This is a genomic window from Klebsiella ornithinolytica, from assembly GCF_030505655.1.
Lineage (GTDB): Bacteria > Pseudomonadota > Gammaproteobacteria > Enterobacterales > Enterobacteriaceae > Klebsiella > Klebsiella ornithinolytica.
This window is the reverse complement of sequence record NZ_CP130153.1, coordinates 203,957-219,257: the sequence shown is the minus strand read 5'-3', so window position 1 is coordinate 219,257 and position 15,301 is coordinate 203,957. Positions and strand designations below refer to the sequence as shown.

At 56.9% G+C, this 15,301-nt stretch carries 15 protein-coding genes; 11 read left to right on the top strand and 4 right to left on the bottom strand.

Annotated elements, in window-relative coordinates:
• Nucleotides 1-97: 97 nt before the first annotated feature.
• The 6 genes from Q1L34_RS01025 (at nucleotide 98) to ghrB (ending at nucleotide 6,063) form a co-directional block, all read left to right on the top strand.
• Nucleotides 98-760: an OmpA family lipoprotein gene (locus Q1L34_RS01025; RefSeq protein ID WP_325993424.1), complete on the top strand. Its 663-nt coding sequence runs from the start codon at nucleotides 98-100 to the stop codon at nucleotides 758-760.
• 123 nt (nucleotides 761-883) lie between these two features.
• Nucleotides 884-1,900, top strand: a complete 1,017-nt coding sequence (locus tag Q1L34_RS01020) for a LacI family DNA-binding transcriptional regulator (RefSeq protein ID WP_004868782.1) — start codon at nucleotides 884-886, stop codon at nucleotides 1,898-1,900.
• Between the two features lie 110 nt (nucleotides 1,901-2,010).
• On the top strand, nucleotides 2,011-2,760 hold the full coding sequence (locus Q1L34_RS01015; protein ID WP_004868783.1) for a sugar phosphate isomerase/epimerase family protein: 750 nt from the start codon (nucleotides 2,011-2,013) through the stop codon (nucleotides 2,758-2,760).
• Nucleotides 2,761-2,763: 3 nt separating this feature from the next.
• Nucleotides 2,764-3,702: a sugar kinase gene (locus Q1L34_RS01010; RefSeq protein WP_004868786.1), complete on the top strand. Its 939-nt coding sequence runs from the start codon at nucleotides 2,764-2,766 to the stop codon at nucleotides 3,700-3,702.
• An 84-nt stretch (nucleotides 3,703-3,786) separates the two neighbouring features.
• Complete coding sequence (locus Q1L34_RS01005) at nucleotides 3,787-5,067, top strand: MFS transporter (protein ID WP_004868788.1); 1,281 nt, start codon at nucleotides 3,787-3,789, stop codon at nucleotides 5,065-5,067.
• 24 nt (nucleotides 5,068-5,091) lie between these two features.
• A complete protein-coding gene (ghrB, locus tag Q1L34_RS01000; protein ID WP_004868790.1) occupies nucleotides 5,092-6,063 on the top strand; it encodes a glyoxylate/hydroxypyruvate reductase GhrB in 972 nt (323 codons plus the stop codon).
• Nucleotides 6,064-6,120: 57 nt separating this feature from the next.
• Here ghrB and Q1L34_RS00995 read toward each other — a convergent pair whose 3' ends face one another.
• Entirely contained in the window at nucleotides 6,121-6,831 is a 711-nt protein-coding gene (locus tag Q1L34_RS00995; RefSeq protein ID WP_004868792.1) for a DUF3053 domain-containing protein, read from the bottom strand.
• A gap of 440 nt (nucleotides 6,832-7,271) precedes the next feature.
• Here Q1L34_RS00995 and Q1L34_RS00990 point away from each other — a divergent pair, with 440 nt between their 5' ends.
• The 3 genes from Q1L34_RS00990 to cspE all read left to right on the top strand — a co-directional run bounded on the left by Q1L34_RS00990 (nucleotide 7,272) and on the right by cspE (nucleotide 9,637).
• Nucleotides 7,272-8,630, top strand: coding sequence for an MFS transporter (locus Q1L34_RS00990; RefSeq protein ID WP_004868795.1), 1,359 nt, complete (start codon nucleotides 7,272-7,274; stop codon nucleotides 8,628-8,630).
• A gap of 242 nt (nucleotides 8,631-8,872) precedes the next feature.
• Entirely contained in the window at nucleotides 8,873-9,163 is a 291-nt protein-coding gene (locus Q1L34_RS00985) for an HTH-type transcriptional regulator (protein ID WP_004868797.1), read from the top strand.
• Between the two features lie 261 nt (nucleotides 9,164-9,424).
• Nucleotides 9,425-9,637, top strand: coding sequence for a transcription antiterminator/RNA stability regulator CspE (cspE, locus tag Q1L34_RS00980; RefSeq protein ID WP_004868803.1), 213 nt, complete (start codon nucleotides 9,425-9,427; stop codon nucleotides 9,635-9,637).
• A 101-nt stretch (nucleotides 9,638-9,738) separates the two neighbouring features.
• On the opposite strand, the gene Q1L34_RS00975 is transcribed toward cspE, so the two are convergent.
• Entirely contained in the window at nucleotides 9,739-11,358 is a 1,620-nt protein-coding gene (locus tag Q1L34_RS00975) for an ABC-F family ATP-binding cassette domain-containing protein (RefSeq protein WP_015585541.1), read from the bottom strand.
• A gap of 378 nt (nucleotides 11,359-11,736) precedes the next feature.
• Here Q1L34_RS00975 and Q1L34_RS00970 point away from each other — a divergent pair, with 378 nt between their 5' ends.
• Together Q1L34_RS00970 and Q1L34_RS00965 are read left to right on the top strand one after the other, a co-directional pair.
• Complete coding sequence (locus tag Q1L34_RS00970; RefSeq protein ID WP_004868808.1) at nucleotides 11,737-11,946, top strand: YdgH/BhsA/McbA-like domain containing protein; 210 nt, start codon at nucleotides 11,737-11,739, stop codon at nucleotides 11,944-11,946.
• A gap of 75 nt (nucleotides 11,947-12,021) precedes the next feature.
• The gene (locus tag Q1L34_RS00965) at nucleotides 12,022-12,210 is read left to right on the top strand and encodes a hypothetical protein (RefSeq protein WP_004868809.1); all 189 of its coding nucleotides are present in this window, start codon (nucleotides 12,022-12,024) and stop codon (nucleotides 12,208-12,210) included.
• A 98-nt stretch (nucleotides 12,211-12,308) separates the two neighbouring features.
• Here Q1L34_RS00965 and glyS read toward each other — a convergent pair whose 3' ends face one another.
• Entirely contained in the window at nucleotides 12,309-14,378 is a 2,070-nt protein-coding gene (gene glyS / locus Q1L34_RS00960; protein ID WP_004868810.1) for a glycine--tRNA ligase subunit beta, read from the bottom strand.
• Nucleotides 14,379-14,387: 9 nt separating this feature from the next.
• Nucleotides 14,388-15,299, bottom strand: a complete 912-nt coding sequence (glyQ, locus tag Q1L34_RS00955; RefSeq protein ID WP_004126458.1) for a glycine--tRNA ligase subunit alpha — start codon at nucleotides 15,297-15,299, stop codon at nucleotides 14,388-14,390.
• Nucleotides 15,300-15,301: the final 2 nt, after the last annotated feature.

The following is a 15,301-nucleotide window of genomic DNA, read 5'->3' as shown; positions in this document are numbered from 1 at the left end:
AAAGAGAGCCGGTCCGGGGAATTTTCTACGTAATTGGGCGTCATAATCAACCGTCACGCGCGCTGTGACAAAGAATAAAAAGGATTAAGGAAATAACATGAAAAAACGCGTACTCATGATTGCGGCTGTGGTTAGCGGCACCCTGGCGATTTCTGGCTGTACCACCAATCCGTATACCGGCGAACGCGAAGCGGGGAAATCCGGCATCGGCGCCGGGATCGGCTCGCTGGTCGGCGCGGGCGTCGGCGCACTCTCCTCGTCGAAAAAAGATCGCGGCAAAGGCGCGCTGATTGGCGCAGCGGCCGGGGCGGCGCTGGGCGGCGGCATCGGTTATTACATGGATGTGCAGGAAGCAAAACTGCGCGAGAAAATGCAGGGAACGGGCGTCAGCGTGACGCGAAATGGCGATAACATCGTGCTGAACATGCCAAATAACGTCACCTTTGACAGCAGCAGCGCCAACCTGAAACCGGCCGGGGCGAACACCCTGACCGGCGTGGCCATCGTGCTGAAAGAGTATGAGAAAACCGCGGTTAACGTCGTGGGTTACACCGACAGCACCGGCGGTCAGGATCTGAATATGCGCCTGTCGCAGCAGCGCGCCGACAGCGTTGCCAGCGCCCTCATCACCCAGGGCGTGGCGGCAAACCGTATTCGCACCAGCGGCATGGGCCCGGCGAACCCCATCGCCAGCAACACCACGGCGGAAGGGAAAGCGCAAAACCGTCGCGTAGAGATCACCCTGAGCCCGCTCCAGTAAGTCCGGCGGTCGACCCCGACCACCGCATCCTTCGCCCGGTAAGCGCCGCTTGCCGGGCAAAATGCTTGATATAGCAGATTTTCGCGCTAAGGTGTTCTCCAGATTTCAGCAAAGGAAGCCATCATGGCGAAAGCGGCGCGAGCAACCATTAGCGATGTGGCGAAAGCCGCAAAGACCGGAAAAACCAGCATTTCACGCTACCTCAATGGCGAAAAGCACCTGCTTTCCGACGACCTGCTGGCGCGCATTGAAAAAGCGATTGCCGAACTTAACTACCGCCCCAGCCTGATGGCCCGTGGCCTGAAACATGGCCGTACCCGGCTGATTGGTCTGATCATCGCCGATATCACCAACCCCTACTCGGTCAATGTCCTCAGCGGCATCGAAGCGGCCTGTCGCGAAAAGGGCTTTACTCTGCTGGTGTGTAATACCAATAACGAGCTCGACCAGGAGCTGCACTATCTCGACCTGCTGCGCAGCTACCAGGTTGAGGGGATCGTGGTCAACGCCGTCGGGATGCGCGAAGAGGGGCTGAATCGCCTGCAGCAGTCGGCGCTGCCGATGGTGCTCATTGACCGCAAGATTCCGGACTTCGCCTGCGATGTCGTCGGTCTGGACAACACCCAGGCCGCGACGACCGCCACAGAACATCTGGTGGAGAAAGGGTTTGAAGCCCTGCTGTTCCTCAGCGAGCCGCTCGGTTCGGTGAACACCCGTCGCGAACGTCTGAGCGCGTTTCGCGCCACCCTCCAGCGCTACGCCGGCATCGTCGCGGAAAACGCGGAAGTTCCGCTTAACGACGGCGCTATGCTCGATACGGTGCTGCGCCAGTTTCACTCCCGCCACCGCGGCATGCGCAAGGCGCTGATTTCCGCCAACGGCGCCCTGACGCTACAGGTTGCGCGCGCGCTCAAGCGAATCGACCTGGTTTGGGGCAGCGACATCGGCCTGCTCGGCTTCGACGAACTGGAGTGGGCGGAGCTGGCGGGCGTGGGGATTACTACGCTCAAACAGCCCACGTGGCAGATTGGCTATGCCGCGGTTGAGCAGGTGGTGCGCCGAATTGAAGGCACTAACGACCCCATCTGCGAGCGGGTCTTCTCCGGTGAACTGATCGTGCGCGGATCGACCTCCCGATAACTCTCCTTCGTGATGGTGATCATAAATCAGACATCCTCTCCTTTCCTTTGGAACCGGTACCATCTAGCGTAATAGAGTGATTTGCTACAGCGCTACCGGGAGTTTGTCAGATGGCCAGAAAAATTATTGTCGTGACCGCCGCCTATGGTCATGATTGCATTAAAGAACTTGGCGGGCAGTCCGCCGTACTGCCGTTTATCGCCGGCTCCGGCGCCGACGGCGTGGAAATCCGCCGTGAGTTATTCAGCGCTGACGAGCTCAACCAGCTGCCGGCGCTGGCCGCCACCATCGAGCGCCACAACCTGCTGGCCTGCTACTCTGCGCCGGAAGCCCTGTTTGAAGCGGATGGCGCCCTTAACCCGCGCCTGCCGGCGCTGTTGCGCGAAGCGCAGACCCTCAACGCCCTGTGGTTAAAACTGTCGCTCGGCCATTTTATCCATAACAACGAACTCGAATCGCTGCGCCGCATCCTGCAGGAGAGCGGCATGGCGCTGGTGGTGGAAAACGACCAGACCGACTGCGGCCAGCTGGCGCCGATGCAGCGCTTTAAAGCCTCCTGTCGGGTGAATCAGCTGCCGGTTACCTTAACTTTCGATATGGGTAACTGGCTGTGGGTCGGCGATTCGCCGGAAGAGGCCGCACGGCATCTGGCTCCCGCCGTCAGCTATATCCATGTCAAAGCCGCAGAGCCGCATCATGCGCACTTTCGCGCCGTCCCGCCCGATGAAGCTCCGGCACGCTGGCTGGCGCTGCTCGACAACCTGCCCGCCGATGCCCCGCGCGGTATCGAATTTCCGCTGGTGGGTCACGATCTGACGGCCGTAACCCGTCGCTATGTGAATTTGTTACGCGAGGAGTAAGCCATGGAAAACGCATTAGATGTCATCACCATCGGAGAAGCGATGGCGATGTTTGTCGCGACGGAAACCGGCGATCTGGCCGCAGTAGAACACTTTATGAAACGCGTAGCCGGCGCAGAGCTGAATGTCGCCACCGGCCTGGCTCGTCTGGGGCTGAAAGTCGGCTGGGTTAGCCGCGTGGGTAAAGACAGCTTCGGCCGTTTTGTGCTTCATTCGCTGGCCAAAGAAGGGATTGATGCGCGCGGCGTCAGCGAAGACAGCCGCTATGCAACCGGCTTCCAGATGAAATCTAAAGTTGAAAATGGAACCGATCCCATTGTGGAATACTTCCGCAAAGGTTCTGCCGCCAGCCATCTGTCGCCCGAAGACTTTCGCGCCGAATACTTCGCCAGCGCTCGCCACCTGCACCTTAGCGGCGTGGCCGCTGCGCTGTCGGAGAGTTCATACGCCCTGCTGGAGCAGGCGGCCACCACGATGAAGGCCCAGGGGAAGACCATCTCGTTCGATCCGAATCTGCGCCCGGTGCTGTGGAAAAGCGAAGCCGAAATGGTGGAAAAACTTAATCAGCTGGCGTTTCAGGCCGACTGGGTTCTGCCGGGTATCAAAGAGGGCATGATCCTCACCGGCCAACGGACCCCGGAGGGGATTGCCGATTTCTATCTCACGCGCGGCGTTCAGGCCGTGATCATTAAAACCGGCTGCGACGGCGCCTGGTACAAAACCGCCGCGGGCGAACAGGGCGCAGTCGCAGCCATCAAAGTCGATAACGTCGTGGATACCGTGGGCGCCGGCGATGGTTTTGCCGTCGGCGTGATTAGCGCTCTGCTCGAGGGCAGAACGCTGCAGCAGGCGATACGGCGCGGCAATAAAATTGGTTCGCTGGCCATTCAGGTCCAGGGCGACAGCGAAGGATTACCCACACGCGAGGCGCTGGGCGAATAGCCCGGACCCGCGTCATAATAACGGCCTCCTCTGTACCCTACATACGGCGGCGGCGTCATGAACCTCAACTTTAGAGGCAAGCCTATGAACAGCTCTACCAATGCAACGAAACGCTGGTGGTACATCATGCCTATCGTGTTTATCACGTATAGCCTGGCGTATCTCGACCGCGCAAACTTTAGCTTTGCTTCGGCAGCGGGCATTACGGAAGATTTAGGCATTACCAAAGGCATCTCGTCGCTCCTTGGCGCCCTTTTCTTCCTCGGCTATTTCTTCTTCCAGATCCCGGGGGCGATTTATGCTGAACGCCGTAGTGTACGTAAGTTGATTTTCATCTGCCTGATCCTGTGGGGCGCCTGCGCCTCGCTGACCGGGATGGTGCACAATATCCCCGCGCTGGCGGCGATCCGTTTTATTCTCGGCGTCGTTGAAGCGGCCGTTATGCCAGCAATGCTGATTTACATCAGTAACTGGTTTACCAAATCAGAACGTTCACGCGCCAACACCTTCTTAATCCTCGGTAACCCGGTCACGGTACTGTGGATGTCGGTGGTCTCCGGCTACCTGATTCAGTCCTTCGGCTGGCGTGAAATGTTTATTATTGAAGGCGTGCCGGCCGTCCTCTGGGCTTTCTGCTGGTGGGTGCTGGTCAAAGATAAACCGTCGCAGGTGAACTGGCTGTCGGAAAACGAAAAAGCCGCGCTGCAGGCGCAGCTGGAGAGCGAGCAGCAGGGTATTAAAGCCGTGCGTAACTACGGCGAAGCCTTCCGCTCACGCAACGTCATTCTGCTGTGCATGCAATATTTTGCCTGGAGCATCGGCGTGTACGGTTTTGTTCTGTGGCTGCCGTCCATTATCCGCAGCGGCGGCGTCAATATGGGGATGGTGGAAGTCGGCTGGCTCTCTTCGGTGCCTTATCTGGCCGCGACTATTGCGATGATCGTCGTCTCCTGGGCTTCCGATAAAATGCAGAACCGTAAACTGTTCGTCTGGCCGCTGCTGCTGATTGGCGGACTGGCTTTTATTGGCTCCTGGGCCGTCGGCGCTAACCATTTCTGGGCCTCTTATACCCTGCTGGTGATTGCCGGTGCGGCAATGTATGCCCCTTACGGCCCGTTCTTCGCCATTATTCCGGAAATGCTGCCGCGTAACGTCGCCGGCGGCGCAATGGCGCTCATCAACAGCATGGGGGCATTAGGGTCATTCTTTGGTTCGTGGTTCGTGGGCTACCTGAACGGCACCACCGGCAGCCCGTCAGCCTCATACATTTTCATGGGAGTGGCGCTTTTCGCCTCGGTATGGCTTACTTTAATTGTTAAGCCTGCTAACAATCAAAAGCTCCCCATCGGCGCTCGTCACGCCTGACTTTTACAACTTACGGAGATCCGCATGAAGCCGTCCGTTATTCTCTATAAAACGCTTCCCGACGACCTGCAGCAACGTCTGGAAAAACACTTTACCGTCACTCAGGTGAAAAACCTGAGCCCTGACACCGTCCAGCAGCACGCGGAAGCCTTTGCCCAGGCGGAAGGTCTGCTGGGGTCGAGCGAAAAAGTTGATGCCGCGTTACTGGAGAAAATGCCCAGGCTTCGTGCGACCTCCACGATTTCCGTCGGCTATGACAACTTCGATGTAGAGGCGCTGAATGCACGCAAAGTGCTGCTGATGCATACGCCGACCGTGCTGACTGAAACCGTAGCCGATACGGTGATGGCGCTGGTGCTCAGCACATCCCGTCGGGTGGTGGAAGTCGCCAACCGGGTGAAAGCCGGGGAGTGGACGAAAAGCATCGGCCCGGACTGGTTCGGCAGCGATGTGCACCATAAAACGCTGGGGATCGTGGGCATGGGCCGTATCGGGATGGCCCTGGCGCAGCGCGCGCACGCCGGTTTTGGCATGCCGATTCTGTATAACGCCCGCAGCCGTCACCCGCAGGCGGAAGAACGCTTTAACGCGCGTTACTGCGATCTGGATACGCTGCTGCAGGAAGCCGACTTTGTCTGTCTGATCCTGCCGCTGACCGCCGAGACTCATCACCTGTTCAACGCGGAAAAATTCGCGAAAATGAAGCCCTCCGCCATCTTTATTAATGCGGGCCGCGGCCCGGTTGTCGACGAAAAGGCGCTGATCTCGGCCTTGCAAAAGGGCCAAATCCACGCGGCCGGTCTGGACGTTTTCGAGCAGGAGCCACTGGCGAAAGAGTCGCCGCTGCTCACGCTACCGAACGTCGTCGCGCTGCCGCATATCGGTTCGGCCACTCATGAGACCCGCTACAATATGGCGGCGTGTGCGGTCGATAATTTGATTGATGCGCTGAATGGTCAGGTCGAGAAGAACTGCGTCAATCCGCAGGTGAAGTGAAGGTAAGCTGAAGTCACCCGGGTCGAGGTCAATACCTGACCCGGGTTGACGAACCGGTTAACGCGTTGCGTTAACTGCCGCCGTCCACGCCTGGTTGAAAGCCTGATGCTGAGCAGCCAGCGGGCCAATCAGAGCGTTATACTGGCTGGCCTGCTGCGAGGTCGGGAACTGAATCCCGTTTGCCACGAAGCTCACCTGAGTATTTTGCTGAGCGATAAAATCACCCACCTGCACCAGCTGCTGAGTAAAGACCTGCGCGGCTGGAATCAGCGGCTGCAGCGCGTTTGCCGGTGCGGTCACGACTTTATTGTAAACCTGGTCAAAGACCGGTTTCAGATCGTCACTCTGCTTCAGCGCGCTATGTGCGCCATCGGCCTGCATTTTCGCATTTTCCAGCTGCTGGCTCAGCACGCCCAGCGCGCCGTTTGCCTGGCGCAGCGGTTCACGCTGAGTCACATAATCCTGCGGAACGCGAATCGCATTCACGCTGTCTACGACCGGACGCAGACCCGCATCCATCGCCTGACTTACCTGCTGTGAGTAGCCGTAAATCACCGCGTAATCGGAAACAAAAGGACCGAACTGTTTTTTCTGATCGGCTGTCAGCGTCGGCAGACGTTCGCCGCTACGCATTGCCGTATTTTGCAGGAAGTCGATAAACGCTTTGCGCTGATCGCCTTCTTTATCAAAACACCCACTCAGGCTAACCACCATTAATAAGGCCGCAATAGCCGCAAACCAGCGAGAGCAGGACTTTCCTGTCGCCATTTTTTTACTCCTTTCAGCCAAAAAAAGCGCACACAGACACACACGTGCCAGACGCTGACAAGGATAGTCCAGGTCGGCCTTGCAGGATACTCTTTCCTGACAATCTTACGCAGGAAAAGTACCGTTCGCGGCGTTTGACGGGTGAACGCGGGCGTCTGTTAAGCCCATCACAATTAACGCCATAACTCGCCCGAGAAAAATGACCAGCAACAAATTGATTTCATTATAAATAAAATCATTATTGCGGACCTAACCCGTGAAAGCGAACGATAATCGCACGCTTCCTGGGCCGACTGCGTTGCCTGAAGCCAGGTTCAGTGATTTGATAAATGAGCGATTAACGGCGATACGTTCGATTATCGCACACATCACATTAACGACAGCGAGGGAGGCGATAATCGCCCGGCTCCGTCCCCCGCTCTGGCTGCCAGGAATGCTGTATGCATAAAACAACCATCGATATTCAGGCTTTTATCAACGAACATCCGTTTACGAAGTACCAGTGGATGATTCTGGCCCTGTGTTTTATCACCGTCGCGATGGACGGGTTTGATACCGCCATCATCGGTTTTATTGCCTCTGACCTCGTGCAGGAATGGGGCGTGGAAAAATCCGCGTTAGGCCCGGTGATGAGCGCTGCGCTCGTCGGTCTGGCGGTGGGCGCGCTGACCGCAGGCCCCTTGGCCGACCGCATTGGCCGAAAAAAAGTGCTGCTTATGTCGATTGTGGTTTTCGGTAGCTTTAGTCTGTTAACTGCCTTCGCCACCAGCCTGAATCAACTGACGCTGTTGCGCTTTCTGACCGGCCTCGGGCTGGGTGCCGCCATGCCAAACGCGGCAACGCTGATGAGCGAGTATGCGCCGGAACGCCGTCGCGCGTTGCTGGTCAATCTGATGTTCGTCGGGTTCCCGATGGGATCTTCGCTGGGTGGATTCCTCTCGGCCTGGATGATTCCGCATTACGGCTGGCAAAGCGTGCTGATACTGGGCGGCGTGATGCCTCTGCTGCTTGCCGTCGCGCTGGTGTTCTTACTGCCGGAATCGGCGCGCTATCTGGTGGTCAAGCGCCAGCCATCGCAGCGCATTGCCGCCATTCTGCGCCGTATTGCCCCGCTGCCTGACCAGGTTGAATTCGAGCTGCGCGAAGCCGGCCAGGTGAAAGACAAATCGGCCCTTGCGGTTATTTTCTCCCCCCGTTATCTCGTCGGTACCCTGATGCTGTGCATGACCTACTTTTTGGGGCTGCTGATTTTCTATTTATTGACCAGCTGGCTTCCGCTGCTGATTCGCGAAACCGGCGCGTCAATGAGCCAGGCTTCGATTATCACCGCGCTGTTCCCGCTGGGCGGCGGCATCGGGGTGCTGATCCTCGGCGCCCTGATGGACAAGATTAACCCCAATAAAGTGGTCGCCGTAGGCTGGCTGCTGACCGGCGTTTTCGTCTTTCTGGTCGGCTTCTCAACCAACAGTCTGGTGCTAATGGGCGTGATGGTCTTTATTGCCGGCAGCATTATGAACGGCGCGCAATCATCAATGCCGGCCCTGGCCGCCGGATTTTATCCCACCCAGGGCCGGGCGACCGGCGTCGCCTGGATGCTGGGCATCGGCCGGTTTGGCGGGATCCTTGGTGCCTTCAGCGGCGCCTTCCTGATGCAGGCGCAGCTCTCCTTCGTGACCATCTTTACCTTGCTGTCGATTCCGGCGTTTTTATCCGCCATCGCGCTGCTGGTGAAATATAAGACCAGCAAGAGCCAGCCGATATCTGCGCAGGCGAAAGCCGACAATATGCAAAAAGCCTGACCCTCAGGCCAGCGGGCAACCGCTGGCCTTGCAGATTTCTTCTCTGTTTACAAAAATTTTCTCTTGCGACACGTCTGATGATTAATCATCACCTTATCTGCCGTTTTCATCCCCGAATACCCGTTCAGACGATAGGCTGTCTGCACATAATCACCCCCGTGACTATTTTTTGCGTTTTTTCTGACTATTCTTAATAGGCTTCACTAAATATCTCTTTTGCTGTGTGACAGAAGGAGTTCTCAATGGAATATAAAGATCCCGTGTTTGAACTGCTTAGCAGCCTGGAACAAATTGTTTTTAAAGATATTTCGCAAACGATCGCCCAGCCTCGTAAGCAGACCGCATGTAGCGAGTTTGAACAGCTTCGCAAAGGCACTGGCCTGAAAATTGATGATTTTGCCAATGCCATGGGCGTCAGCGTGGCGATGGTACAAGAGTGGGAGTCAAGACGGGTGAAGCCCTCACCCACGGAACTCAAATTAATGCGCCTGATTCAGGCAAACCCGCAGCTTTCAAGGCAGCTTATTGACTAAAGTTCTATAATAAGAATCAGGTCTGGTTACGGTCCTTATATCGGGACCGTTTTTATTTCTGTGAAAAAAGGTTTGCTATCGCACCGCAAAAATGAGTTAATGCTCGCAGGTTTGATGTACAGACCACAGAGCATTAGTATAGAGTAGTCCTTGAGCGGTTATCATAGATACCCCGGTAGTGAACTTTCCCTTTATAGCTTCAAATCTGTAGTCCAGACCGTATCGCCGAAAGGTTCATTTATTATTTAAAGGTATTTCGCTATGTCCGGTAAAATGACTGGTATCGTAAAATGGTTCAACGCTGACAAAGGCTTCGGCTTCATCACTCCTGATGACGGTTCTAAAGATGTATTCGTACACTTCTCCGCTATCATGAACGATGGCTACAAATCTCTGGATGAAGGTCAGAAAGTTTCCTTCACCATCGAAAGCGGCGCTAAAGGCCCGGCAGCTGGTAACGTAACCAGCCTGTAAGCTTAAATTAAGCTCAGAATTTAAGATCCCTGCCTCGCGGCGGGGATTTTTTTTATCTGCTAATAAAAAACCGCCGCTCATCAGAGGGCGGTTTTTTGTCTTTAAAGCGCTGAGAAATGCCAGCCATCCTCCTGCCACGCCAGAGAGTGGGTCAGCCGCAGGCCGCGCAAAAAATCCTCATCATGAGAGACGACAATCATCGCGCCAGGAAAGGTGGCTAAAGCCGACTCAATAGCCCGAACGGAAGCCAAATCAAGATGGTTTGTCGGCTCATCCAGCAGCAGAAGCTGCGCCGCTTCACGCCGCCACAGCACGCAGGCCAGCGCGGCTTTGAGCCGTTCGCCGCCGCTTAAAGCCGACAGCGGCAGATTAATTTTATCCGCGCCCAGCTGCAGCCGGGCAAGGCGGCTGCGTAATACACCCGCCTCCAGCGGTGTATCATCAAGATTAAGGTGCGCCATTACCGACAGCGACAGGTCCAGCTGCGTGAGATGCTGATCCAGCCAGGCCGCCTGCACCGACACCCGGCACTCGCCGGATAGCGGTGATTCCAGACCGACCAACGTTTTCAGCAGCGTGGTTTTCCCGCAGCCATTGGGGCCACGTAACGCCACGCGCAGCGGCCCGTCAAGACGCCAGTCGAGTGGTGGCATGGCAGAGAATGCCAGCTGCAAAGCTTCCAGGACCAACACCTGTTTGCCAGCGGCAACCTGGCTTCCCGGCAGAGTGAACATCACCGCGGCGTCCTCCTCCACCCGCTCACGGGCCTGGACAACCGCGGCATTCAGCGCGCTATTTTGCTCCCGGTGCTGGCGATGCAGTGTGCCAGGCCGCTCCTTCGCCGCCCCTTTATATTTTACCCGTTCAAAAGAGGCGATATTCAACGTATCCACCACGCGCAGCGTCTGAGCAGAACGCCTCTGGCTGGCATCGTGTTCTTTTTGCATCCGCGCGCGCGTGCGACGACGCTCGGTGGCGGCATGGTCTAGCGCCGCGCGCGCCGCCTGCTGCTCCGCATCGCGCTGCAGTTGATAATCGGCATAGTTACCGCCGTAGCTTCGCAACGCACCGGGCGTCAGTTCGAGTATGCGCGACATGCGGGCCAACAGCGCGCGATCGTGACTGGCTATCAACGCCCCGCCAGGCCAGCATTCAAGCTGGTAATACAGCCAGTCGCGCCCCTGCCTGTCCAGGTGATTGGTTGGCTCATCCAGCAGCAGGTAATCGGCCGCGGAGAGAAAGGCGCCGCACAGCAGAGCTTTCACCCGCTCCCCGCCGCTCAATGATGATGCGGGTCGGTCAGGATCGAAATCCGCTAAACCGGCCTGGCGGAAACCTGCACTCAGGCGATCCGGGAGATCCCAGAAACCTTCGAGGCAATCGACATCGTCAGCCAGGGCCTCACCGCGCCCGAGGCGCTGCAAGGCAGCAAAGTGTGGTCCGTAGCCCAGCAGTGCGGCTAACGTGGTCTGCGGGGTTATCGTGTGCTGCTGAGCAACACAGGCCAGAGAAACGGGCCGTTCAATATGTCCGCCAGAAGGCGTATCGATACCGGCCAGCAGGCGCAGAAGGCGGGTTTTCCCGACGCCATTACGCCCGACCAGGCCACAGAGGGAATTTTCCAGCGAGACATTCAACGGGCCAAAAAGCGTTTCTCCCGTCGCAAACTGACAGGTGACCTGATGCAAAATAAAAGAGGGGGATTGGGCACAATGGGCCATAAGCACTCCTGAATGAAATTCATACTTCCCCTACAGACGCAGTGCGCCAGCAAGGACCGAATTCAGCAGGTGTGTTTATCCATTTTCAGTGTGCTCTCTGTGAGACGAGGGGTTCGTCGGGGCACAGGATAGCCATACTCGCCCCTTCATTTCAAGATGAATTTTTCAGCAAACGCGTTCGGGCTGAGCGGTTCTCCCGCAGCAGGAACGTCAAACGACCTCGAAATCACCCCGTTTTACACGCTTACTTTTCATTCTATTTTTTTGAATGAGATGCGCAAATTGTTCCAATTTTAATCGATCGATAATCGTTCTATTATTTATCACATCAGAGCAACAACGCTCTATATCAAACAAAATCACTTAAGGAATACGACCATGAAATCCATCAAAACTTTCGTTGCAGTTTCTGCTCTTTCTCTGATGTCTTTCGGTGCTTTCGCACAGAGCGTCAGCTCCACCGCCTCCACGCTGGATCGCGCTGAAGCAAAAATTGCCGCCCAGGCCGCAGAACAAGGTGCCTCTTATAAAATTACCAGCGCCCAGTTCAATAACCGCGTGCACATGACCGCAGAACTGACCAAATAACGCAATCTGCTCTGCCGGGCCGCCGAAGGTTAACCAGACAGGCGACAACGACAGCACGATGAAAAGGAAGATAAAATGAAAAATCTCAGCGCGATCGCTGCCCTGTTTCTGGCCGCTTCATTGTCATCCGGTGCCATCGCCGCAGAGCATCGCCCCGCGCAGCCGGAAGCCGGGTCCAACATGGATACCTCAGTGCATCAGAACCGTATTAACGTCAGCCACGCTTTTGATAAAGAGAGTCTGACCGCGGGGAATTTGCAGTAAATCTGGCCGCCGAAAGGCGTCCGGGTGGGCGAGAGAGTCGCTTACCGGCATAAAAAAACCTGCCCCAGGGCAGGTTTTTTGTTATGCAAAACAGGCGATTATTGCAGCAGGGAAATATCCGCCACCTGCAGGAACAGGTCACGCAGTTTCGACAGCAGCGTCAGACGGTTGATACGGACCTCTTTGTCTTCCGCATTGACCATCACGTTTTCGAAGAACTCATCTACCGGTTCACGCAGGGAAGCCAGTTCGATCAGCGCTTCCTGATAACGGCCTTCGGCGAAGAACGGCTGCAGTTTGTCGCGCAGTACCACCAGATGGGTCGCCAGCTTGATCTCTGCGGCTTCTTTCAGCACGGAAGCGTGGACGGCGTCGTTCAGCGTCTCTTCGGATTTCGCAAGGATGTTGGACACGCGCTTGTTGGCTGCTGCCAGCGCGGCCGCTTCTTCCAGCGTACGGAAGTGAGACACCGCTTTCATGCGCGCGTCGAAATCAGCCGGACGAGTCGGACGACGTGCCAGTACCGCCTGGATGGTGTCGACCGTGTAGCCTTCATCCTGGTACCAGGCGCGGAAACGACCCAGCATGAAGTCAATGACGTCATCGACTACGTTGGCGTTCGTCAGCTTATCACCGTACAGACGCGCCGCTTCTTCGGTCAGCGTTTGCAGGTCCAGGTTCAGGTTCTTCTCAACGATGATACGCAGCACGCCGAGCGCGGCACGACGCAGCGCAAACGGGTCTTTATCGCCCTTCGGATGCTGGCCGATGCCGAAGATGCCCGCGAGGGTATCCATTTTATCGGCGATCGCCACGGCGCAGGCGACAGGGTTAGACGGCAGGTCATCACCGGCAAAGCGCGGCTGATACTGCTCGTTCAGCGCCACCGCCACATCTTCGGCTTCACCATCGTGACGCGCGTAGTGCATGCCCATGATGCCCTGGGTGTCGGTAAACTCGAACACCATGTTGGTCATCAGGTCACACTTGGAGAGCAGGCCCGCACGCGTGGCGTGGTTCACGTCTGCGCCAATTTGGCCCGCAATCCAGCCCGCCAGGGCCTGAATGCGGTCAGTCTTGTCGCGCAGCGTACCCAGCTGCTGTTGGAACAGCACGGTTTGCAGACGCGGCAGATGATCTTCCAGACGCTTTTTACGGTCGGTGTTGAAGAAGAACTCGGCATCCGCCAGACGCGGACGAACCACTTTTTCGTTCCCGGAGATAATCTGCAGCGGATCTTTCGACTCGATGTTGGTGACGAAAATAAAGTTCGGCAGCAGTTTGCCGTCATTGCCATAAACCGGGAAGTACTTCTGGTCGCCTTTCATGGTGTAAACCAGCGCTTCTGCCGGTACCGCGAGGAATTTCTCTTCGAATTTCGCGGTCAGCACCACCGGCCATTCCACCAGAGAGGCCACTTCTTCCAGCAGGCTTTCGCTCAGATCGGCGTTGCCGCCAATTTTGCGCGCCGCTTCTTCGGCATCGGCTTTAATTTTGGCTTTACGCTGCTCGTAGTCAGCAATGACTTTGCCGCGTTCAACCAGAATTTGCGGGTATTGATCGGCATTGTCGATGGTGAATTCCGGTTCGCCCATAAAGCGATGGCCGCGAATCACGCGATCGGAGGCAATGCCCAGAATGGTTGCCGGAACGACTTTGTCGCCCAGCAGCAGGGTCACGGTGTGAACCGGACGCACGAACTGCACGTCGGACGCGCCCCAGCGCATCAGTTTCGGGATCGGCAGTTTTGCCAGCGACGTCGCCACCATGTTCGGCAGCAGCGCTTCCGCGCTTTCGCCCTTCACATGCGCACGATACAGCAGCCATTCACCTTTGTCGGTGACCATGCGCTCGGCCTGGTCAACGGTGATACCGCAGCCACGCGCCCAGCCTTCGGCCGCTTTGCTCGGTTTGCCTTCCGCGTCGAACGCAGCAGAAACCGCCGGGCCGCGTTTTTCGACTTCGCGATCGGGCTGAGCCGCCGCCAGGCCAGCGACTTTCAGCGCCAGACGGCGAGGAGCAGCGAACCACTCGACGTTGCCGTGAGCGAGGCCAGCGTTATCCAGCTCCGCGGTAAAGTTCGCAGCAAAAGATTCCGCCAGGCTGCGCAGGGCTTTTGGTGGCAGCTCTTCGGTGCCGATTTCCACCAGGAAAGTTTTTTCAGACATGGCCGCCTCTTATTTATTCTTGTTGCACATCGGGAAGCCCAGGGCTTCACGGGAAGCGTAATACGCTTCTGCCACGGCTTTGGTCAGAGTGCGAATGCGCAGAATATAGCGCTGACGCTCGGTGACGGAGATGGCTTTACGCGCGTCCAGCAGATTGAAGCTGTGGGCGGCTTTCAGAATGCGCTCGTAGGCAGGCAGCGGCAGCGGGTTTTCCAGCGCCAGCAGCTGCTGCGCTTCTTTCTCATACTGCTCGAAGCAGGAGAACAGGAAGTCGACGTCTGCGTATTCAAAGTTGTAGGTGGACTGCTCCACTTCGTTCTGATGGAACACGTCGCCGTAGGTGGTTTTACCCAGCGGACCGTCGCTCCAGACCAGGTCGTAAACGCTGTCAACGCCCTGAATGTACATCGCCAGACGTTCCAGACCGTAGGTGATCTCGCCGGTCACCGGCTTACACTCCAGGCCACCGACCTGCTGGAAGTAGGTGAACTGCGTCACTTCCATCCCGTTCAGCCACACTTCCCAGCCGAGACCCCAGGCACCCAGCGTCGGGTTTTCCCAGTTGTCTTCCACGAAGCGGATGTCGTGAATGGTCGGATCCATACCCAGCTCTTTCAAAGACCCGAGGTACAGCTCCTGAATGTTGTCCGGCGAGGGCTTAATGACCACCTGGAACTGATAGTAGTGCTGTAAGCGGTTCGGGTTTTCGCCGTAGCGGCCGTCGGTCGGGCGACGGGAAGGCTGCACATAGGCAGTCGCCATCGGCTCTGGCCCCAGCGCACGCAGACAGGTCATTGGATGAGAGGTGCCGGCGCCAACTTCCATGTCCAGTGGTTGAACAATGGTGCAGCCCTGACGAGCCCAGTAATCCTGTAAGGTCAGGATCAGGCCCTGGAAGGTCCTGGTATCAAACTTTTGCATAT

Coding starts and splice junctions, on each gene's coding strand:
- glyS (WP_004868810.1), bottom strand. CDS start 14,378: ATGTCTGAAAAAACTTTCCTGGTGGAAATCGGCACCGAAGAGCTGCCA.
- ghrB (WP_004868790.1), top strand. CDS start 5,092: ATGAAGCCGTCCGTTATTCTCTATAAAACGCTTCCCGACGACCTGCAG.
- Q1L34_RS01025 (WP_325993424.1), top strand. CDS start 98: ATGAAAAAACGCGTACTCATGATTGCGGCTGTGGTTAGCGGCACCCTG.
- Q1L34_RS00985 (WP_004868797.1), top strand. CDS start 8,873: ATGGAATATAAAGATCCCGTGTTTGAACTGCTTAGCAGCCTGGAACAA.
- Q1L34_RS01020 (WP_004868782.1), top strand. CDS start 884: ATGGCGAAAGCGGCGCGAGCAACCATTAGCGATGTGGCGAAAGCCGCA.
- glyQ (WP_004126458.1), bottom strand. CDS start 15,299: ATGCAAAAGTTTGATACCAGGACCTTCCAGGGCCTGATCCTGACCTTA.
- Q1L34_RS00990 (WP_004868795.1), top strand. CDS start 7,272: ATGCATAAAACAACCATCGATATTCAGGCTTTTATCAACGAACATCCG.
- Q1L34_RS00995 (WP_004868792.1), bottom strand. CDS start 6,831: ATGGCGACAGGAAAGTCCTGCTCTCGCTGGTTTGCGGCTATTGCGGCC.
- Q1L34_RS00970 (WP_004868808.1), top strand. CDS start 11,737: ATGAAATCCATCAAAACTTTCGTTGCAGTTTCTGCTCTTTCTCTGATG.
- cspE (WP_004868803.1), top strand. CDS start 9,425: ATGTCCGGTAAAATGACTGGTATCGTAAAATGGTTCAACGCTGACAAA.
- Q1L34_RS01010 (WP_004868786.1), top strand. CDS start 2,764: ATGGAAAACGCATTAGATGTCATCACCATCGGAGAAGCGATGGCGATG.
- Q1L34_RS01005 (WP_004868788.1), top strand. CDS start 3,787: ATGAACAGCTCTACCAATGCAACGAAACGCTGGTGGTACATCATGCCT.
- Q1L34_RS01015 (WP_004868783.1), top strand. CDS start 2,011: ATGGCCAGAAAAATTATTGTCGTGACCGCCGCCTATGGTCATGATTGC.
- Q1L34_RS00965 (WP_004868809.1), top strand. CDS start 12,022: ATGAAAAATCTCAGCGCGATCGCTGCCCTGTTTCTGGCCGCTTCATTG.
- Q1L34_RS00975 (WP_015585541.1), bottom strand. CDS start 11,358: ATGGCCCATTGTGCCCAATCCCCCTCTTTTATTTTGCATCAGGTCACC.